Annotated in this window: 19 protein-coding genes and 1 tRNA gene; 7 read left to right on the top strand and 13 right to left on the bottom strand. The window is 66.3% G+C overall.

Annotation, left to right across the window (positions count from 1 at the left end):
* Positions 1 to 5: 5 nt before the first annotated feature.
* The 3 genes from ACZY08_RS18705 to ACZY08_RS18695 all read right to left on the bottom strand — a co-directional run bounded on the left by ACZY08_RS18705 (position 6) and on the right by ACZY08_RS18695 (position 1,709).
* Complete coding sequence (locus tag ACZY08_RS18705) at positions 6 to 560, bottom strand: hypothetical protein (protein WP_463746122.1); 555 nt, start codon at positions 558 to 560, stop codon at positions 6 to 8.
* Positions 557 to 772 carry a hypothetical protein gene (locus ACZY08_RS18700; protein ID WP_463746121.1) on the bottom strand — a complete coding sequence of 72 codons (216 nt, stop codon included), beginning with the start codon at positions 770 to 772 and terminating at the stop codon, positions 557 to 559. Before ACZY08_RS18700 ends, ACZY08_RS18705 begins: the two co-directional genes overlap by 4 nt.
* A gap of 199 nt (positions 773 to 971) precedes the next feature.
* Positions 972 to 1,709 (bottom strand): SDR family NAD(P)-dependent oxidoreductase, encoded by a 738-nt coding sequence (locus ACZY08_RS18695; protein WP_463746120.1) that lies wholly within the window; start codon positions 1,707 to 1,709, stop codon positions 972 to 974.
* A 168-nt stretch (positions 1,710 to 1,877) separates the two neighbouring features.
* Here ACZY08_RS18695 and ACZY08_RS18690 point away from each other — a divergent pair, with 168 nt between their 5' ends.
* A complete protein-coding gene (locus ACZY08_RS18690) occupies positions 1,878 to 2,693 on the top strand; it encodes an enoyl-CoA hydratase/isomerase family protein (RefSeq protein ID WP_463746119.1) in 816 nt (271 codons plus the stop codon).
* On the opposite strand, the gene ACZY08_RS18685 is transcribed toward ACZY08_RS18690, so the two are convergent.
* A complete protein-coding gene (locus ACZY08_RS18685) occupies positions 2,690 to 3,304 on the bottom strand; it encodes a TetR/AcrR family transcriptional regulator (protein ID WP_463746118.1) in 615 nt (204 codons plus the stop codon). The two genes, ACZY08_RS18690 and ACZY08_RS18685, sit on opposite strands and share 4 nt — an antisense overlap.
* A 48-nt stretch (positions 3,305 to 3,352) precedes the next feature.
* On the bottom strand, positions 3,353 to 4,189 hold the full coding sequence (locus ACZY08_RS18680) for a helix-turn-helix transcriptional regulator (protein WP_463746117.1): 837 nt from the start codon (positions 4,187 to 4,189) through the stop codon (positions 3,353 to 3,355).
* An 87-nt stretch (positions 4,190 to 4,276) separates the two neighbouring features.
* On the opposite strand from ACZY08_RS18680, the gene ACZY08_RS18675 reads away from it, so the two are divergent.
* Complete coding sequence (locus ACZY08_RS18675; protein WP_463746116.1) at positions 4,277 to 5,224, top strand: SDR family oxidoreductase; 948 nt, start codon at positions 4,277 to 4,279, stop codon at positions 5,222 to 5,224.
* Positions 5,225 to 5,413: 189 nt separating this feature from the next.
* Here ACZY08_RS18675 and ACZY08_RS18670 read toward each other — a convergent pair whose 3' ends face one another.
* Positions 5,414 to 6,073 (bottom strand): TetR/AcrR family transcriptional regulator, encoded by a 660-nt coding sequence (locus tag ACZY08_RS18670; RefSeq protein WP_463746115.1) that lies wholly within the window; start codon positions 6,071 to 6,073, stop codon positions 5,414 to 5,416.
* 46 nt (positions 6,074 to 6,119) lie between these two features.
* Here ACZY08_RS18670 and ACZY08_RS18665 point away from each other — a divergent pair, with 46 nt between their 5' ends.
* A complete protein-coding gene (locus tag ACZY08_RS18665; protein WP_463746114.1) occupies positions 6,120 to 7,544 on the top strand; it encodes a cytochrome P450 in 1,425 nt (474 codons plus the stop codon).
* 56 nt (positions 7,545 to 7,600) lie between these two features.
* Here ACZY08_RS18665 and ACZY08_RS18660 read toward each other — a convergent pair.
* The 5 genes from ACZY08_RS18660 to ACZY08_RS18640 all read right to left on the bottom strand — a co-directional run bounded on the left by ACZY08_RS18660 (position 7,601) and on the right by ACZY08_RS18640 (position 12,102).
* Positions 7,601 to 7,673: transfer RNA gene (locus tag ACZY08_RS18660), tRNA-Ala, on the bottom strand.
* A gap of 55 nt (positions 7,674 to 7,728) precedes the next feature.
* Positions 7,729 to 8,925 (bottom strand): divisome protein SepX/GlpR, encoded by a 1,197-nt coding sequence (sepX, locus tag ACZY08_RS18655; protein WP_463746113.1) that lies wholly within the window; start codon positions 8,923 to 8,925, stop codon positions 7,729 to 7,731.
* 242 nt (positions 8,926 to 9,167) lie between these two features.
* On the bottom strand, positions 9,168 to 9,821 hold the full coding sequence (locus ACZY08_RS18650) for a GNAT family N-acetyltransferase (RefSeq protein ID WP_463746112.1): 654 nt from the start codon (positions 9,819 to 9,821) through the stop codon (positions 9,168 to 9,170).
* A gap of 46 nt (positions 9,822 to 9,867) precedes the next feature.
* Positions 9,868 to 11,106: a molybdotransferase-like divisome protein Glp gene (glp, locus tag ACZY08_RS18645; protein ID WP_463746111.1), complete on the bottom strand. Its 1,239-nt coding sequence runs from the start codon at positions 11,104 to 11,106 to the stop codon at positions 9,868 to 9,870.
* A 66-nt stretch (positions 11,107 to 11,172) separates the two neighbouring features.
* Positions 11,173 to 12,102: a UTP--glucose-1-phosphate uridylyltransferase gene (locus ACZY08_RS18640; RefSeq protein WP_463746110.1), complete on the bottom strand. Its 930-nt coding sequence runs from the start codon at positions 12,100 to 12,102 to the stop codon at positions 11,173 to 11,175.
* A gap of 27 nt (positions 12,103 to 12,129) precedes the next feature.
* Here ACZY08_RS18640 and ACZY08_RS18635 point away from each other — a divergent pair, with 27 nt between their 5' ends.
* The 4 genes from ACZY08_RS18635 to ACZY08_RS18620 all read left to right on the top strand — a co-directional run bounded on the left by ACZY08_RS18635 (position 12,130) and on the right by ACZY08_RS18620 (position 16,829).
* On the top strand, positions 12,130 to 12,729 hold the full coding sequence (locus ACZY08_RS18635) for a 5-formyltetrahydrofolate cyclo-ligase (RefSeq protein WP_463746109.1): 600 nt from the start codon (positions 12,130 to 12,132) through the stop codon (positions 12,727 to 12,729).
* Between the two features lie 19 nt (positions 12,730 to 12,748).
* Positions 12,749 to 13,984, top strand: a complete 1,236-nt coding sequence (locus tag ACZY08_RS18630; protein WP_463746108.1) for a PucR family transcriptional regulator — start codon at positions 12,749 to 12,751, stop codon at positions 13,982 to 13,984.
* A 125-nt stretch (positions 13,985 to 14,109) separates the two neighbouring features.
* The gene (locus tag ACZY08_RS18625; protein WP_463746107.1) at positions 14,110 to 15,945 is read left to right on the top strand and encodes an amino acid permease; all 1,836 of its coding nucleotides are present in this window, start codon (positions 14,110 to 14,112) and stop codon (positions 15,943 to 15,945) included.
* Positions 15,942 to 16,829, top strand: a complete 888-nt coding sequence (locus ACZY08_RS18620; RefSeq protein ID WP_463746106.1) for a universal stress protein — start codon at positions 15,942 to 15,944, stop codon at positions 16,827 to 16,829. The genes ACZY08_RS18625 and ACZY08_RS18620 overlap by 4 nt, the downstream gene beginning before the upstream one ends.
* A 3-nt stretch (positions 16,830 to 16,832) precedes the next feature.
* On the opposite strand, the gene ACZY08_RS18615 is transcribed toward ACZY08_RS18620, so the two are convergent.
* Both ACZY08_RS18615 and ACZY08_RS18610 read right to left on the bottom strand, forming a co-directional pair.
* Complete coding sequence (locus tag ACZY08_RS18615) at positions 16,833 to 19,214, bottom strand: arylsulfatase (protein WP_463746105.1); 2,382 nt, start codon at positions 19,212 to 19,214, stop codon at positions 16,833 to 16,835.
* Positions 19,215 to 19,416: 202 nt separating this feature from the next.
* Entirely contained in the window at positions 19,417 to 20,115 is a 699-nt protein-coding gene (locus tag ACZY08_RS18610) for an HNH endonuclease family protein (protein WP_463746104.1), read from the bottom strand.
* Positions 20,116 to 20,217 lie beyond the last annotated feature (102 nt).

Genomic DNA, 20,217 nt, shown 5'->3' with positions numbered 1-20,217 from the left:
TTCGGTCACACCGAGAACCTGACGGCAGCGAGCTCGAGGGCCTTGCCCTCGAGCCGCTGCCCCAGGTAGATCTCGGCCTGCATCAGCCGCTCGCAGTACCACCGAATATCTTCGGCATGCTCCCGTGACGCCGTGTAACGCGTCGCCATGGTCGTCACATCGATGCGCCGGGTATCGCGCACCTTCAGATCCTCGGCCACCTGGAAACCGTCGTCCTCGGCGGCGGTGATGGCCTCGAGCACCTGCCCCACGGCGAGGCGGATGTCCCGGCAGCCGTTCTCGGCGATCTCGGAGGCCTCACGCTGAATGTCGCCCTGCCTGCGGACCACGACAGCGTCCGCGCTGACCCGCTCTCCCGCGGCTTCGCTGGCTTCGCCGGACCACTCGGCACCACCGGGCGCGAACACGTTCTGCCGGTGCCACTCGAACAGCGCTTCCGACTCGGCGGCCAACTGCCGCCAGCGGGCGGCAGCTTCTGCCAGATACGTTGTGTCCCAACTCTCCAACTGAGAACGAGTCAGGGCCCCACTCGATGGGCCGGTGCCGGACGGATCATTCACATCAACTCCGCCAGGCCTCCGGCGTGTTGCTCATCGACCGCGTCGTATCTCAGCGCGGCCGCAGACAAATCCCCCGCCTGCGCGCTCACGCGACTCGACTGGGAGGTTCGCGCGGTGATCACCGCGCCGTCCATCGCGACGACGCCGGTGCTACTGGGGTAGCCCCCGGCATCCGGACGGGCCGGAGCCACCCTCAATTCGACAGCGATCATCCCGCTGCTAGTGGCCCCCGCCCGAAGCGCCCCCGGGTCCACTCTCAGATCGTTTGCCATAGCAATCCCCCAACTGGCCAATCTGCTCCCCGAGGCTAACCGAACTGGCTGGGTTGAGCCCAGGGGCTGAGCAAGTATGCCATTGCAAACTGGCGTCGACCAAGGGCGGGTTCGACGCCGGCCGGTCACCGGTTGGCCATCAACCGGCCATCGTCAAGCCTCCACTCACACTGAGGACTTGGCCAGTAATGAAGCTGGCATCGTCAGAAGCGAAGAAGAGCACTGCCTTGGCGACCTCGTCGGGTTGGGCGATCCTGCGGAACGGGATGGCCCTGATCAGTCCGTCGCGGACCTTGTCGGGAAGCGAATGAAACAACGGGGTGTCGGTCGGTCCAGGGCAAACACAGTTGACGTTGATCTGGTGACGGGCCATCTCTCGCGCCAGCGACTTGGTGAAAGCGATCACCCCACCCTTGGTCCCGGCATAGACGGTCTCCTCCAGACTGCCCACCCGCCCTGCATCGCTGGCAATGTTGACGATCTTTGCCGTACTTCCCTCTGCGAGGATGGTTTCCAGAAAGGCATGGGTGAGCCGGACCGGCCCGAGAAAGTTCACCGCGACCAACGACTGCCACAGTGCGTCGTCGTTGGACATGAACGGCTCGACCCGGTCGAAGCCGGCCGCGTTGACGATGACACCGGGCAGTCCGTGCGCGGCCACGACATCGTCGCGCAATGTGCTCACGGCCGCCGGATCCGCCAGATCGACCACGTGTGCGGTGGCGCCGGCACAGGTCTGCACGGTCTGGGTCAGGCCTGCCTCGTTGCGGTCGACGGCCGCGACGGTGGCGCCGTCCGCTGCCAAAGCAATCGCGATCGCCCGGCCGATTCCCGAGGCTGCACCCGTGACAACGGCGACTTTGTTGTCGAATCGCACTACCTGACCTCCCAATCTGCGGTGATGTGGACGCTACGGCCACTATCGGCTGACCAAGGCAATAAATCAACCGCATGGTCGATAATTGACTGACATGGTCGAAAAACCGTAACTTCGGTTGAACCCAGCGCCCGCCGAGAGTGCACGCAGACAGAAGGGACCATCCCCATGGATTTCTCTGACTACCAACAATTGACGCTGACCCGCCGGGACAACGGCGTCCTGCTGATCACGCTGAACCGGCCGGAGAAGTACAACGCCGCTGACGAGGGCATGCACACCGAACTGGCCAACATCTGGAAGGACGTCGCAGCCGACCCGCAGACCCGGGTCGCGGTGATCACCGGCGCGGGTAAGGCCTTCAGCGCCGGCGGCGACCTGGCCATGGTCGAGCGGATGGCCGGCGACTACGACCGGGTGTCACACATGCTCGGCGAGATGGGCGACCTGGTCTACAACATGATCAACTGCGACAAGCCGATCGTCTCGGCCATCAACGGTGTCGCCGTCGGCGCCGGCGCGGTGGCTGCCCTGCTCGCCGACATCGCGATCATCGCCGAGGACGCCCGGATCGGCGATGGCCACGTCAAACTCGGCGTGGCAGCCGGTGACCACGCCGCCATCATCTGGCCACTGCTGGCCGGCACGGCCAAGGCCAAGTACTACCTGATGACCGGTGAGATGATCGGTGGCATCGAGGCCGAGCGGATCGGCATGGTCGCCAAAGCCCTTCCGCGCGAGGAAGTTCTGGACGAGGCTCTGCGAATCGCCGACAATCTGGCCACCGGCGCACAACAGGCGATCCGGCTGACCAAGCGGGCACTCAACAACTGGTTGCGCAATGCGGGCCCGATCTTCGACCAGTCCGCGGCATACGAGATGTTGACCTTCCTGGGGCCGGACGTGGTGGAGGGCTACACCGCATTGCGCGAAAAACGCGCGCCGGACTTTCCGTCGGCGAAGCCGGCGAGACAGAACGGCTAGCCGAAGAGGCACAACGCACGGTCGACGATCGCGGCACGCAGCTCCGCCCGATTCTCGTCGTGCAGGCCCGGCCCGATCCACACCGAAGACTGGTTGAGGATGCCGTGCAGACACTGCAGGGCGACATTGACGTCGGGACAGGCGAATTCGCCGTCGGCCACACCGCGTTCCACCACCCGGCGGAATACCGCGTCGTGACGGCGACGCATGTCCTTCATCGGATCCTCGAAGATCTCCGGCCAACCGCGTGGCCAGGAGAACACCGCGGCCACCTCCGGCGCGGTCTCGGTGAGGATGCGGACCTGTTCATCGATCAGCGCCGCCAGATGCTGGCGAGCATCGACCGTTCCGAGCTCCTCCTCACGTGCCGCCAGGCGTTGCAGGACTTCCTGGGTGAGGGTCTCCAGCGCGGCGGCAACCAAGGCGTCCTTGGATGAAAAGTAGTGGTAGAGAGTGGCCTTGGCGATGTCGGTCTGCTCGGCGACATCTTCCAGACTCATGCCGCCATAGCCGGCCTCGGTCAGGATCCGGGTTGCCGTCTTAACGATCTCGGCCTTACGTCGGTCGCGACGGCGCGCCACACGACTTGAGCCCGGCGGCTGATCCTCCACGGCATCATCCTAGCCAGGCCCGGTCGGCTATTCGACCGGGTGGACGAATCACATCGCCGATGCACCGACCACCGAGAGCAACTGCAGCTTTTCGTAGCTCTCGCTGCCCGGCACCGCGGTGTAGACCAACAGGGAGTGGGACTGCGCGGGGTCCAGGAGGATCTGGCAGTTGAGTTCCAGGCTCCCGACCTCGGGATGTTGATAGCGCTTGATTTCCCTTGGCCTGATGCCGATCTCGTGCTGATCCCAGAGGACCCGGAACTCCTCGCTCTGGGTGGTGAGCAACTCTGCGAACCGCGCGGCCCTGGACCCCGGCCCACGCAGGGCCAGCACTCCTCTGAGCCCCGACACGTACATCCGCGAGTAGAACTCGTGGTCGTCGTGCGGGTAGATCTCACGCACCGCTGGATCGGTGAACCATCGGTACCCGATGCTCCGCGACGGACCCGAGTACCGGCACAGGTCCCCTACGAGTGCGACGCCGAGCGGAGTCTGCCGCAGGGTCTCCCCCAACTCGGTGACGATCTCCGCCGGGGTGTCGGTGAGCCTGTCGAAGATTCGCAGCATGCCGGGGCTGATGTGGTCGCTGCCCGAGCCACGTACCGGCGGTTGATGTCCGGCGAGGCGGAACAGGTGGTCACGCTCGTCAAGGGACAGGTGCAGCCCCTGTGCGATCGAGGCGATCATCTGTTCCGAGGGCTGGGGACCACGTTCCTGTTCCAGGCGTGAGTAGTAGTCGGTCGACATGTGACACAGCGCGGCGACCTCCTCCCGCCGCAGCCCACTCGTTCGGCGGCGTCGCCCACGCGGCAGTCCGAGGTCCTCCGGCTGCAACGCCCCTCGACGGCGGACGAGGAATTCCGCCAGTCCGGCTCGATCGATCATGGGTGCCATTTTCTCCCGGCCCCGATCGCTCAGCCACGGATCGTCAGACCGTGGATACAGCCGGGCGTGTCGGGAAGTCTCGAGCACATGCCACATGATTACGACATCACGATCGACGACCTATCGGGAAAGCGGGCGGTAGTCACCGGCGCGAGCGACGGCATCGGCCTCGGTATCGCGACGAGGCTGGCCGGTGCGGGCGCCGAGGTGATCATGCCGGTCCGGAATGCTCGCAAGGGCGAGGCGGCCGTCGCCACGATCCGCGCACGGCATCCGCAGGCGAACTTATCGCTGGAGGACCTCGACCTGTCGTCACTGACGTCGGTGGCCGCGCTCGGCCAGAAGATGCGCGCGGAGGGCGCTCCGATCCACGTTCTCGTCAACAACGCCGGGGTGATGACCCCGCCCGATCGGCAGGTCACCGCCGACGGATTCGAATTGCAGTTCGGCACGAACCATCTCGGCCACTTCGCGCTTACTGCCCATCTGCTGCCACTGCTCAAAGCCGGGCGCGCGCGGGTGACATCGCAGACCAGCGTCGCCGCCCGCAGTGGCGCCATCAACTGGGACGACTTGAACTGGGAGAACTCCTACGACGGCATGGCGGCCTACCGGCAGTCCAAGATCGCGGTCGGGTTGTTCGGCCTTGAGCTGTCCCGTCGGAGCACCGCCGCGGGCTGGGGAATCACCAGCAATATTGCCCATCCCGGTGTCGCCCCCACGAGCCTGCTGGCGGCACGCCCAGAAGTCGGGCGGGCCGAGGACACCATCGGCGTGCGCCTTATCCGCCGGCTTTCAGCATGTGCCCTGATCGTGGGGACCGTGGACAGCGCGAAGCTGCCTGCGCTTCTGGCCGCGGCCTCGCCGGAGGCCGACAACGGTGCGTTCTATGGGCCGCAGTGGCCGGGACATGTCGGCGGGCCGCCCGGTGAGCAGAAACTCTGGAAACCACTGCGAGACAGCGCGAACGCCTCACACGTGTGGGCGGTGTCGGAGGAACTCACGGGCGTCACCTTCCCGCGCGCTACTTCGTAGAAACGGCCCCCGGTGTCCACTTTCGCTGACACGCGGGACAACGAAACGTATCTCGTCACCCACCCTTGAGCGAGAACTCCCATGTGGCGCACTGTGCCGAATGTGCAGGATTTCGAGTCAGATTCACGATCTTGCGTTGATGAGCGACACGTTCGACACAGGGACCGTGGCCGGCACCGGAGGTGAGCACTAGGTTGGAGAAATCCTGGCGCGAGCCACCTGCGCCGCCCCGTTGCCGGTGATCAGCCAGAGTGTGGCGAGCTGCGCGATGAAGTCGTCGAGGGACAGGTCGACGCCTCCGTTGACGAACTCCAGGATGGCATCGGCGGTCCCGCCGACGATGAACGCCGGTGCCACCTTGGCCAGTGGATCTCGCTCCAGCTCGACGCCGTGCACTGTGCGCCCGTGGTCGATGAGGACGTCGGTCAGCCGGTGCATGACCGTGTTGCGGTGCGCATCGAGTTCGGGTGACGCCGCGACACCGCCGAGCAGCACACGGGCGCGTCGCGGGTCGTCGACGAGTGCCCGCACCGCGGCCGACACACTCGCCATCGCCTGGATCTCCAGCGGCTCCTGCGCGGCCGCGTCCGCAGCCGCCACGGTGGCGCTGCGCACGCCGTCGGCGATGTCGTCCACGACGGCAGCCGACAGAGCGTCGAGATCGGCGAAGCTCTCGTAGAAGTACCGCTTGTTGAGATTGGCTGCCGTGCAGAGCTTCTCGACCGTCACCGCCCGCCATTCGTTGCGCGTCATCACGTCCATGGCAGCGTCCAGGAGACGCTCGCGTCGTTGCCGGCGCCGAGCATCCGCGGATTGGCCGCCGTAGGCGCGATTGGTTGTTGACACCATCCGGACATTCTGGCACGGTTTTGTACCAGATGGTCGAGGAGGACCCATGGAACTTTGTTCGCCCGCGAGCGCGCACCGCCTCCAAACCTTGGGCGCCGCTGTCACCTCACGATTTCCGAGCGGCGAACGCCCATTGGCCACTCCCCCGCCGGGGTCCAATCTCAAGCCCGTCATGGGCAACTACGGTTTCCCGTTCCTCGGCCACGTGTTGAGCTCACTGGCCGACCCGCTGTCCTTCGCCCGGGACCGGTACGAGCGATACGGGCCCGTGTCGTGGGCCGGAGGCGTCGGCTTCCGCGTCGTCGGTCTCATGGGCCCTGACGCATTGGAAACCGCATGGGTCAACCGGGACAAGGTGTTCTCCAGCACCCGCGGATGGGCTCCGGTCATCGGACCGTTCTTCCACCGCGGAATCATGTTGCTCGACTTCGATGAACACCGCGACCACCGGCGGATCATGCAGCAGGCCTTCACCCGCAGCGCGTTGGACGGGTACCTGGAACTGATGCGGCCCAGTGTCGACCGCACGTTGCGCAATTGGCCGTCAACACAAGATTTTCCGTTCTACCCCTCCATCAAGCAGCTGCTGCTCGAACAGGCCGCAGAGGTCTTCGTCGGTACCCATCTCGGGCCCGAATCCGACCAACTGTCGGCGGATTTCCACGACACGGTCCGCGGCGGGCAGGCACTGCTGCGCGCGGACGTGCCCGGCGGGGTGTGGGCCAAGGGACTACGGGCCCGGGAGCGCCTCGAGCGCTACTTCGCCCAACAGGTTCCCGACCGCCAGCGCGGCGATGGCACCGACCTCTTCTCGATGTTGTGCCGAAGCGAAGACGAAGACGGCGCCCGGTTCACCCCTGCCGACATCGTCAACCACATGATCTTCCTGCTGATGGCTGCGCACGACACCACCGCCATCGCGTTGTCCATGCTGACCTACGAACTCGGCCGGAACAGGCAATGGCAGGACGCCTTGCGCGAGGAAGCGATCGGCCGGCCGAATGACACCCCGACGGTGCTCGACCTCGATGCCTACCCACTGCTCGATGCGGCGTTCAAGGAGATCCTCCGGATGTACGCGCCGGCGGGCGCGCTCTTCCGCCAAACCGTCCGCGACACCGAGATCCTCGGCCACTTCGTCCCACGCAAGACCCAGGTGGCCATCAATGTCTATGCCTCCATGCGGCTTTCTGACTGGTGGCCCGATCCCGACACGTTCAATCCGGCACGGTTCATGAACAACTCGGAGTCGCGCGCCGCGGTGAGCCGCTACGTGTTCGCCCCGTTCGGCGGCGGGGCGCACAAATGCATCGGCCAGCAGTTCGCCGACATGACTGTCAAGACCACCATGCACCAGATGCTGAGGCGGTTCGACTGGAGAGTCCCCGCGGACTACCGGCCACAGCTGACCTGGGGCACCGGGCCGATGCCGGCCGATGACCTTCCGATCGCCCTGCGGGTCCGCCGGTGAAACGGAAACGCGGCCCAGGACTGTCTCCTGAACCGCGTTGACCTGTTCAAACTTTGTGGAGCTAAGGGGAATCGAACCCCTGACCTTCTCGATGCGAACGAGACGCGCTACCAACTGCGCTATAGCCCCTGATACCGAAAGGAAAGGCTACCAGCACTGCGCCCGTCAAACGAAACCGGCCGCTCTACTGCCCGGAAGCGCGCGGTAGATCGTATTCGCGGGTCATCGACGTGTACGCCAGGTGCTCGAAGATGGGGTCCTCGTCGTCGATGTCGAGCACCACTGCGCCGGGCCTACGTAGCCGGGCAGGCACCACGTCGAGCTTGTGGTCATCGGTGCTCTCCACGCCCAGCCGGGACCGCGCCAGGCGTTGCGCCCGACGACGCCGCAGCTGTTCCTCGATACGGGTCTGGCGACGGAGGTAGGCGAGGTACAGCACGGTCAGTGTTCCCGCGCCGCCACACACCCACCAGGCCGACGGTGTCACCAGGAAGGCAGCACCCGCCGAGAAGAGCATCGCGACCGACAACACCGCGAGCATGCGCTTACGGAACCGGAACTTGCGGGCACTGACCTCCGCGGAGGTCTTTGACTCGAACCGGCGCTGCCGTGTTGCACTCAGCGATGCGACGGGCGTCTCGGACGATTCCTCTTCGGCCGGCTCGTCCTCGGCCTCGGGTTCCAGACCCGACGAGTCGTCGACGTACTCGTACTCGGCGTCGGTGAGGTCGTCGGGGTCCTCGATATCCTCGATATCCTCGGCGTCCTCGGCCTGCTCGGTCTCAGCGGTCTCGTCGAGATCCAGTGCGATCCGGTCGGTTTGCATCTCCGACTCGACGGCCTCGACCGGGGCAACGGGCTCGACAGGCTCCTCGACCGCGACGGGTTCGGGCTCCGCTTCCGGCTCAGGTTCGGTCTCGAACTCCAAGTCGAGTTCGGGTTCGGCCTCGGGCTCCTCGGCCACGGGCTCAGCCTCTGCCATCGAACCGACCGGCAGCGCACCGGAATCCTCGTCGACGACGTCGACATCGAGATAGTCGGGCTCAGGGGTCTCGACGCTCACCGCGGCCACCACCACGGTGCGCTGCACCGTGGCGTGCACGCGCACCTCGGCCGGCTCTTCATCCTCTTCGAAGTCTTCATCGAGCTTCTCGTCGAGGTGGTCGGTCGTGTGCTGCCAATGCGGATCGCTGTGATGCCCGGCGGCCGGGCCGCGCCGTAACCGTTGTGCGTTGCGGCCGCTGTTGAGCACTCGAGTCGCCAGGGCGACGTCGCTGGTGCGACGCACCGAGTCGCGCTTGCTGATCAACATTGGGACCAACACGAAAAGCCAGAGAACGACTAGGGAAATCCACAGCAGTGACTGGGGGATGCTTGGCATGACGCCTTTCCTTTCCCCTTCAGGCTAGGTCCGTGACCAGCGCATCCATGGATGACGCGCCGACACAATTACACACCTGTAATTCATCCGATACAAGCACCATCAGTCACACGTGTCACATTGGTAACAGCTGAGGAGGCCTATTTAGCCGAGATTGCTTCCAGGGCTGTGAATCCGGCGAAATCACGACCCTAGGCGCAGTTTCGGGACACGGCGCGCCGCAACTCAGACCGACCCGGAAATCAGCACCAACTGGCCCGGCCGGCCGAGACCAGCGCCTGGGACGCCGAATGTTTCAGCTCTTCCAACGTGACCGCTACCAGGAGATGGTCCCGCCAGGCGCCGTCCACCTCGAGATAACGGCGCAACAGGCCTTCCTCACGGAACCCCACCCGTGCCAGGACAGCCCGGCTCGCGGCGTTCTCCGGCCGCACCGTGGCCTCGACCCGGTGCAGCTGCACCCCGGTGAAGCAGTGGTCGAGCCCCAGAGCCAGCGCACCCGTCGCCACCCCGCCGCCGGTCTTGTCACTGGCCACCCAGTAACCGATCCAGGCTGACCGCAGGGCGCCGTGGGTGACGTTGCCGATCGTGAGCTGGCCGGCGAACTCCCCGTCGAGCTCGATCACATAGGGCAGCATCCGGCCGCGCCGGGCCTCGCTGCGCAAACCCGAGCAGATCGCAGGCCATGACGAAACCCCATGGCGGACACGCCAATCCACACCACTGACCGGCTCCCAGGGCTCGAGGTGAGCCTGGTCGGCCAGCCGGATCCGGCTCCACACCGCGGCGTCGCGCAGCCGCACCGGGCGTAGCCGCACCACGCCGGCCTGCACCCGCAACGGCCCGATCGGACCCGGCCAACCCGGGTGGAAGGCACTGGAGCGCAGCAGGCTCATCCACACCGTCGATTCGTCACACCATCATTCATCGAATGAAGTCTTATCAGCCGCGCTGAGCCAGGAATGCCACATCCACCGTTTCGCCGGTACGGACCTCGTCGACCTCGCTCGGAATCACCACCAGACAGTTCGCCTCGGCGAGGGTGGCCAGCAAATGCGTCGACGCCCCGGGCGCCCCGCCCAAGGCCTGCACCAGGTATTCGCCGGTGTCCTGGTCACGCATCAACTGCCCGCGCAGGTATCCCGTCCGCCCGGCCACCGAACTGATCGGCGCCAGCGTGCGGGCCTGCACCACGCGCCGCATCGGCTGGCGCTTGCCGAGTGACAGCCGGATCAGCGGGCGCACCATCACCTCGAACACCACCAGCGCGCTGACCGGGTTCGCGGGCAGCAGGAAGACCGGCACGCGGTCGCGGCCGAGCTGCCCGAAGCCCTGCACCGATCCCGGGTGCATCGCGATCCGCGCAACCTCCATCTCGCCGAGGTCGGCGAGCACGGTGCGCACCGACTCCGCGGCAGCCCCGCCCACGGCCCCCGCGATCACCACGATCTCATTCCGATTGACTTGGCCCTCAACGGTTTCCCGCAGTTCTCGCGGGTCGGTGCTGATGATGCCGACCCGGTTCACCTCCGCGCCCGCATCCCGGCCCGCCGCGGCCAGTGCGTAGGAGTTCACGTCGTACACCTGCCCGGTTCCCGGCGTGCGCGATACGTCGACGAGTTCGCCGCCCACGCACATCACCGACAGTCTGGGTCGTGGGTGCACCAGCACCCGGTCCCGTCCGACCGCGGCCAGCAGGCCCACCTGGGCCGGGCCGATGATGGTGCCGGCCCGCACCGCGACGTCACCGGGCTGCACGTCGTCTCCGGTACGCCGGACATAGGCGCCCGAACGCACGCTGCGCAGGATCCGGACCCGGCTCTCGCCACCGTCGGTCCACCGCAACGGAAGCACTGCGTCGGCCAGTGTCGGCATCGGCGCACCGGTCTGCACGCGGGCGGCCTGCCGGGGCTGCAACCGGCTCGGGGTCCGCGCCCCGGCCTCGACCGAGCCCATCACCGGCAGGCTGATCTCACCGGCACCGTCGCCCACGGACAACACGTCGACACTGCGCACCGCGTAGCCGTCGATCGCGGCCTGATCGAATCCCGGCATCGGCCGTTCGGTCACGACCTCTTCGGCACACATCAGACCCTGTGACTCGGCGATGGCCACTCGCACCGGCCGGGGCGCCACCGCGGCAGCCGCTATCCGAGCCTGCTGTTCCTCGACCGAACGCACAACACGCCTTCCTGTCCTACGGGCCCCGACGACCGGACAACGCGCGGCGTACGACCCGACGCGTTGCTAGCCTTCCTGTCCGGTCAGACCCAATCGTTCGACCAACCACCGCCGCAATTCGGGGCCGTAGTCGTCACGTTCCAACGCAAAGTCAACCGCAGCCTTCAGGTAGCCGCCGGGATTTCCCAGGTCGTGTCGGGCTCCGCGGTGTACGACCACGTGCACCGGATGACCCTCTTCGATCAGCAGGGCGATGGCGTCGGTCAGCTGGATCTCCCCGCCCACCCCGCGCGGAACGCGACGTAGCGCATCGAAGATCGCCCGGTCCAGAAGGTAGCGGCCGGCCGCGGCGTACGGGGACGGCGCGTCCTCGGACTTGGGCTTTTCCACCATGCCCTTGACCCTCAGCACGTTCGGGTTGGCCGCGTCGGGCACCGTCTCGACGTCGAAGACGCCGTAGGCACTGATCTCGTCGCCGGGGACCTCGATCGCGCACAGCACCGTTCCGCCGCGTTTGGCCCGCACCTTCGACATCGTCTCCAGCACACCGGTGGGCAACACCAGATCATCGGGCAGCAGCACCGCGACCGCATGTTCGTCCGCAGCCAGCGCGCCCTCGACGCAGCCGACGGCATGCCCGAGGCCCAGCGGCTCCGCCTGCACCACCGACTCGACCTTGATCAGCGCGGGAGCGCGGCGGACCTTCTCCAACATCGTCTTCTTGCCGCGGGCCTCCAGCGTGCCCTCGAGCACCAGGTCCTCGACGAAATGCGCGACGACGCCGTCCTTGCCTTCGGAGGTGACGATGATCAGCCGCTCGGCTCCGGCCTCGGCCGCCTCGGCCGCGACCAGCTCGATGCCCGGGGTGTCGACCACCGGCAGCAATTCCTTGGGAACCGTCTTGGTCGCCGGCAAAAAGCGCGTACCCAGGCCGGCTGCCGGCACGACGGCCGTGAAGGGAAACGGCACCTCAGGCGCCTTGGGGGACGTGCTCATCGTTCACACACTAACGCCCACTCTGAAATGGTGGAGGGCGTGACCCCGCCGACGAAGACCGAGTTGCGAGCTGGCGTTCTGCGTGCAAGACGGGCTCTGCCGGCCCACCTCCGCGATAGTGAGGCGCAGGCGCTGTGCCGCCGGCTGCCCGCCCTGGTGCGTCCCGGGCAAACGGTGTGCGCCTACGTTCCGATGGACTCCGAACCCGGCTCTCAGATGCTGTTGGACACCCTGGTGGAACTCGATGCGCGCGTACTGATTCCGGTCGCCCGCAACGATGCGGACGGCCGGGGAATGCCGATGCAGTGGGGCCCGTACGAAACGGGCACGTTGGTGGCCGCCGAGTTCGGTCTGCGCGAGCCCGCGCCGCCGTGGTTGCCCGCCGGATCGATCGCCGACGCCGAGGTGGTCCTGGTGCCCGCACTGGCCGTCGACCGCACCGGAAACCGGCTGGGCCGGGGTGCCGGGTTCTACGACCGCAGCCTCATCTATGCGGCACCGCAAGCGCGGCTGGTCGCGGTGGTGCGGGACGACGAACTGGTCGACGAGCTGCCCGCCGACCCTCACGACGTGCGGATGACACATGCGCTGACGCCGTCGGGCGGAATCGTGACGTTGCGGCATTGACCTGGTCCAGAATCGTCAGGTGTCCGATCCGGTGAGCGCTGACTTCAGTGTCCGCATGCAGCTGATCGTCGACGTGCTGGCCCAGACCCTGGACCGAGCCGTGTTGCTGGATGACGAGGAGCTGACTCCGATCACACACAGCCGCCAGCTCGGCGAGCTGGACGACGTGCGCGTCCACAGCGTGCTGCAACGTGAGACGCGCACGGAGGTCAAGGCGGCGTTGTTCGAATTCGGGATCGGCTCGGCGGACTCGGCGTTGTGGACCCCGGCATTTCCGCACCACGGCTTGATGCCGCGGTTCTGCGTGCCGGTGCGCTCGGCGTCCGAGCGGTTCGGCTACCTCTGGATCATCGCCCCGGATGGCTCACTGTCCGAGCATGATCAGCAGCTGGCCGAGCGGGCCGCCGGTGACTTGCTGGCCATCCTCGATCGCCGCAACGCGGCGCTGCGCGCCGAAGAGTCGGAGCGCCAGGGCCTCTTGATGCGGTTGATCGGCGCCGAAGATCCCGGGCAGGCCCAGGCGGTGGTCGCCGAACTGCACGCCAGGGCGATGGCCGAACCGCACGACGTGGTCCAGGTTTTCAGGTTCGAGCCGGGCGCTGAGGGCGCGGACGATTCGGTCGATCGGAGCTTGGCGCTGCGTCTCCGGTTGGCGGCAACCGACCGGACGCGCCGGTGGTACACCCTGGCAGGACCGCCGACGACGATCCTCGCGGTGTCACGTTCCGACGCCGGGTCTGCCACCACTGCCGAAACCGTGGTCCTGGCCGTCCGGGCCAGTTACGGAACCCGCCCAGCCATCGGCACATCCGGCGTCACCCTTCCGATAACGCAAGCGGCCCTTGGGTTCCGCCAGGCAAGCCTGGCGCTGACACTCGCACGGATCGGCGCGGGCAGCGCCCAGGTGGCCGATTGGTCCGCACTCGGCTCGTGGCGCACCCTCGCTTTACTGGGCCAGGCCTACGGTCCGGACCGGCTCGGCGAGCTGGTCCATCCCGGCATCGTCAGCCTGATCGAGCAGAACCGCGACGACCTCCTCCGCACGCTCGAGACATATCTGGCCAACGGCGGTGACGTCCGGCGCACCTCCGAGGACATGTATCTGCACCGGTCCACGCTGTACTACCGGCTGGAGAGGCTCACCGAGGCAGTCGACGGCGATCTCAGCGACGGTGAGACCCGGTTCAATCTGATGCTGAGCCTGCGGCTCGCTCGCCTGGCCGGGCTGTACCGCCCCGATTCGACAGCTGTCTGAACGAGCCGGGCGAGTTTCCTACAGTTTCAGCCCCATTTCGGCTCCGTCGACCGGTCGCCGGGCATAGCGTTCTCTTCTGGCCGCTTGTGACCTGAGTCACACATCATGGAGGAGTCGGTACTCAAATGGGTGAAACACCCGCATTGAAGAAGGCGCTCAGTCAGCGACAGTTGACGATGATCGCCATTGGCGGCGTGATCGGCGCCGGGCTGTTCGTGGGTTCGGGCGTGGTGATCGGTGATACCGGTCCCGGTGCGTTCATCACCTATGCACTAGCCGGGGTCCTGGTGATCATGGTGATGCGAATGCTCGCCGAGATGGCCGTGGCGAACCCGTCCACCGGATCGTTCGCCGACTACTCCCGCAACGCGCTCGGCAATTGGGCGGGGTTCTCGGTCGGATGGCTCTATTGGTATTTCTGGGTGATCGTCGTCGGCTTCGAGGCGATCGCCGGCGCCAAGATCATCCAGTACTGGATACCGGCGGCACCGATCTGGCTCACCGCGCTACTGCTGCTGATCGCCATGACAGCGACCAACCTCTTCTCGGTGTCGTCGTTCGGCGAGTTCGAATACTGGTTCGCCGGGATCAAGGTGGCGGCGATCATCGCCTTCATCGGCCTGGGTGCGCTGTACGTGATCGGGCTGTGGCCGCACAAGGACATGGACTTCTCGAACCTGACCTCGCACGGCGGGTTCTTCCCGGTGGGCGCGATGGCCATCACGGTCGGTGTGGTGACAGTGATCTTCTCGATGGTGGGCGCCGAGATCGCGACCATCGCGGCCGCGGAATCCTCGGATCCCGAACGGGCGGTGGCCAAGGCCGCCAACTCGGTGATCCTGCGCATCGCGGTGTTCTTCGTCGGCTCCGCGTTCCTGTTGGTGACCATCCTGCCGTGGAACAGCGACCAGGTCGCCGCGTCGCCGTTCGTCTCGGCGTTCACCGAGATGGGCATTCCGTACGCCGACCACATCATGAACGCCGTGGTGCTCACGGCCGTGCTGAGCTGCCTGAATTCCGGGATGTACACGGCGTCGCGGATGTTGTTCGTCCTGGCCGCCCGTCGCGAGGCGCCGCCGCAGTTGGTCGCGGTGACCCGGAGAGGGGTTCCGGCCCCGGCCATCCTGACCTCATCGGTGATCGGTTTCATCTGCGTGATCGCCGCGGCATTCTCGCCGAACACCATCTTCGCGTTCCTGTTGAACTCCAGCGGCGCTGTCATCCTGTTCGTCTATCTGCTGATCGCGATCTCGCAGATCGTGCTGCGCTACCGCGCCTCGGCCGACACCCTCAAGGTGAAGATGTGGCTGTTCCCGGTGCTCTCGATACTGACTGCGGTCGCGATCACCGCCATCCTGGTCCAGATGTTCGTCCAAGGCGGCGACAACCGGAAGGCATTGACCCTGAGCCTGCTGTCCTGGGCTGTGGTCATCGCACTGTTCCTGGCCAACCGCTGGTTCATCGGACGCAAACCCGAAGCACCCGAGATGGTCCCGGCGGCCGGGGCCCCGCATCCGCACCGAGTGTTGGTGCTGGCCAACGAGACTGTGGAATCCAGTGAACTACTCGCTGAGCTGCGCCGCATCGGCGCCGACCGCGATGCGGTCTATCACGTCGTGGTGCCGGCCAGCCCGATCGAGACCGGGGTGGCCGCCACCCACGGCCCGCTCGACATCTCCGAGGCCACCGCGCGCGCGGCCCAGCGCCGCCTCGACCAGACGCTGAACACACTGCGCGCCGAGGAGCTGCGGGCCGACGGCGAGTTGGGCGATTATCGTCCGCTGCGAGCCTTGGCCCACGCAGTAGAGGAGTTCCGGCCCGACCAGATCGTCATTTCGACTCTCCCGCCGGAGGATTCGGTGTGGCACCGTTTCGACGTCGTCGACCGGGCCCGCACCGAACATCAGATCCCGGTGACCCATGTGGTGTCACGAGCCCGCACCCAGGAGCATGCGTCGTGACCATCCTCGCCGCATTCAGTGCGAGCCGGCACAGCAGCGCACCGCTGAACCTGGCCATCCAGATCGCCCGCACCACAGGCGAGCAGGTGATCGCGGCGGCGGTGGTGGAACGGGTCTGGCCACCGCGTGAGGACCCGGTCGAGGGTGAGTATCTGGCCTACGTCCGCGCGCAGGCCACCCAGGCGTTACAGCGCGCGGTCGCGGTACTGCCCATCGATCTCGACGTCACCCCCGTGGTACACGAATCCACCTCGATACCAACGGGTTTGATTGAGCTCGCGGACACCCACCGGGCGACCATGGTGTCCGTCGGCTCATCGTCATCGGGGATGCTCGGCCGGGTCGCACTGGGCAGTGTCACCGAACGCCTGGTGCACACCGCCCGAGTGCCGGTGGTCTTCGCACCGCGTGGATACGCCCAGACCGACCCCGCGATCCGCCGCCTCACCGCGGCCTACGGCGGGGAAGCCGACGTCAACGGACTCATCCCGGCCACCGCCGAGCTGGCGGCGGATTGGAAGGCCAAGCTGCGCATCGTGTCGTTCACCGTTCGCAACACCGCGGCGTTCGCCGGCACCATCGAAACCTCTGCCGAGGAGTTGGTGGTCCAGCAGTGGTCACGGCGGACAATCGCCGAAATCACCAAGCAACTCAATGCCATTCGCGACCGGATGGCCGTTCCGGACGTCGACGTCGTCGTCGGCGCCGGCCACGATTGGAACAGCGCGGTGCAGAGCATCGGGTGGGACACCGGGGACATGCTGGTGCTCGGCTCGGGCGCGGCCGCGCCAAGCGCGCAGGTGTTCCTCGGCTCGGCCGCGGGCAAGATCCTGCGTCGCTCCCCGGTGCCGGTGATGATCGTGCCGCGTTACCGGACGTCGTGACCGCTACTGCTTGGCCATGGCGATGTTGAATCGATCCTCTGCCGTGATGAGGTGATCATTGCCGTCCTCGCCGATGTCGAGTTGTACCCACTCGATCTCGCCGGTGAATTTGTTTCCGGTCGGCCCGTAGTCGGGTGAGGCGGGCGATCCGGTGTCCGAACCCACATCGCACGCCTCGTCGGCCGAATAGCCCATCGGGATGGTCCGCTCGACCCTGCCCTTGCCGGCAGCCTCGCCGTCGTAGTACAGCGTGACGTCCCCGCCCTTGGCCAATCCCCCACCGTCGTAGGAGAATTCCATCCGCACCTGATGCTTGCCGGCTGGTATCGGCTTGTCCGCCGTGATGATGTAGTGCTCGATACCGAAGAAGTTGAAGCAGTACTTCAGCGTGCCCTCGTGCGCGTACAGCGACCATCCGCCGACGCTGCCGCCTTGAGTGACGATCACGCCGTTGACGCCCGATTCGGGCACCACGATGTTGGCGGTCACCGAGTGCGACTTGTTCTTGAGCGTCAGAACGGCCCACTCGCTGACCCGCATGCCCGGGAACAGCAACTGCGTGTTGCCACGTATGAGCTGCGGACGCCCGGCGATGTCGGGATTGATGCGCTCGAAACCGCGGTCATCCAGTGGGACGACGTTGTACTTGACTGCCTCGATGAGCCACAACCGTTGCAGCTCAGCGAGTTTCTTCGGATTCTCGGCGGCGAGGTCGCGCGACTGGGTCCAATCGTCGGGCCCGTAGAGCTCCCACACGTCGTCGTCGAATGCCGGCGGCGTGTCGGCCTTCCACGGCGTGCGGTGTTTGGTGACGGCAGTCCAGCCCTCATGGTAGATACCGCGGTTGCCCATCATCTCGAAGTACTGCACCACATGCGTCTCCGGCGCCGCGGCGTCACGCAGTGTGCCCAGCATGCTGACGCCCTCCAAAGGTGCCTGCGCGATACCGTTGACCAACGTGGGTGCGGGCAGACCCGCGGCCTCCAGAATCGTGGGCGCGACGTCGATGACGTGGTGGAACTGATTGCGCGTCTTGCCTTTGTCGGCCAACCCCTTCGGCCAGTGCACGATGGTGCCGTTGCGGGTACCACCCCAGTGCGAGGCGACTTGCTTGGTCCACTGGTACGGAGCGCACAAACCGTGCGCCCAGCCGACGGCGTAGTGGTTGTAGGCCTCCGGCGTACCGAAGTCGTCGATCTTGGAGAGCAGGAACTCCACGGTCTCGATTCCGGGCATGCCGTTGAGCGTGGTCATCTCGTTGAAGCAGCCGTTGAGTGTGCCCTCGGCCGAGGCACCGTTGTCGCCGATGATGTAGTAGACGAGCGTGTCGTCCAGTACCCCCAGATCGCCGATCGCCTCGACGAGGCGGCCCACCTCGTGGTCGGTCTGCTCGAGGAACCCGGCGTAGATCTCCATCTGCCGGGCCAGCACCGGCTTGAGTTCATCGGGCATGTCGTCCCAGGCGGGGATCTCGTCGTGCCTCTTGGTCAGTTCGGCATCGTCGGGCACCACACCCAGTTTCTTCTGCTGTTCGAGGATCTTCGCCCGCAACGCATCCCAGCCCTCGTCGAACTTGCCCTTGTACTTGTCCGACCACTCCCTGGGAACGTGGTGCGGGGCATGCGTGGCGCCCGGCGCGAAGTACATGAAGAACGGCTTGTCCGGCATCAACGCCTTCTGCTGGCGCACCCAGGTGATCGCGTGGTCGGCGAGATCCTCGGTAAGGGTGTAGCCCTCCTCGGGTGAGCGCGGCGGCTCGACCGCGGTGGTGCCCTCGTACAGCCCCGGGTAGTACTGGTTGGCCTCCCCACCGACGAACCCGTAGAAGTACTCGAAGCCGGAACCGGTGGGCCACTGATGGAACGGTCCTACCGGGGTGACTTCCCAGCCGGGCACCTCATGGCATTTCCCGAACTGCGCGGTGGAGTACCCGTTGAGCTTGAGGGTCTCGGCGATCGGCGCTTTCTCCTTGGGCCGGATGCTGTTGTTGCCCGGCGCCGAGGTTGCCATCTCGGTGATGGCACCCATTCCGACCGAGTGGTGGTTACGTCCGGTGAGCAGGGCCTGCCGGGTCGGCGAGCACAATGCTGTCGTGTGGAATCGGTTGAGTTTCAGCCCTTCCGCTGCCAGCCGCTCCGCGACCGGGGTGTGGCAGGGGCCACCGAAGGCCGATGAGGCGCCGAACCCCACGTCGTCGATGAGGACGATCAGCACGTTGGGTGCGCCCTTGGGCGGCCGCAACTCCTTGATCGGCGGATACTTGGTATGCGGGTCCTTGGCGTCGTAGGTCGTCAACCCGACGTGTTTGGGGTCCGGAATCGGGAGTTGCTCGCGCGCCAGGTGCGGCTCGGCGGTTCCCGCCTCGTTCGCCGTTCCTTTGACCATGATGTGTCCTTCCGGCTCAGCGCTGCTGTGAGTTCAATGACGCGCCCTGCTGCGGCCGATCTGGCCCGGGAATGCCGATTTCTGTTTGTATTCAACAAGGTTCATCGTCGCACCCCTTGCTCGTCGGGCGGGGCAACGCCAGCTTACGGGGGCGTAAGTGGTGTGTGTGGACCTTTGGCGGGCCGATCGCGAATCCGGCGGGCTAGCAGTTGTCGAGTACCGTCTCCATCGCCCGCTTTTCCTTCGCCGAGACCCACAGCTGGTAGGCGGCTTTCACCTCGACCTGGCGGGCCACGAACTCACAGCGGAACGCCACGTTGGGCGGCAGCCAACTGGCCGCGTCGCGGAATGCCTTGTCGAAGTTGGGCTGTGCGGCGACCGCGATCAGGTTGCCCGGATCGTTGGCGAAGTCCCTGCGCCGCTGGGGGTCCCAGGTACGCGCCCCCTTGTACCAGGCGTCCGACAGGGACACGAGATGGTCTATCTGCACCGTGCTGGAGGTGTCGGGCCCGCGGGTGAACGCGATCTCGACACCGGTGTAGGGGTCGCGCAGGACACCGGTGGCGGCGTAGCAGGTGCCGGGGCGGACCATCAGCTGAGCCAGGTCGCGGCGCAGGATGTCGTCCCGGGTGTTGCAGCCGTTGTGGCCGAACTCGACGTTGACGTCGTCACTCCAGGCCTCACCGAAGCGGGCGCGGGCGTAGTCGGTGTCGCGATCCCAGCCCTTGACCGGCAACCCCGCCAGCAGCGTGCGGGCCCGGGCGTAGGCGGGCGTCCGCGGCGCCGGCGCCTGACCGGTGGCCGGGGGCGCGGAGGGGTGCGCAGCGGAATCGTCGACCGGGGTTGCCGCGCGCATACGGGCCACCACCAGCACGGCCAGCACCGCCACGATTACCGTCACCACGAGCAGTACGGATAATCTTCCGGTGCGCCGGCGCCGGCGGCCCGCGGGAATGACATGGCCCACGTAGCGGTTCTAGCACTTGAGCCGGTAGAGTGCTAA

Source organism: Mycobacterium sp. IDUB_9, assembly GCF_055419505.1.
This window is presented reverse-complemented; position numbering and strand designations above follow the sequence as displayed.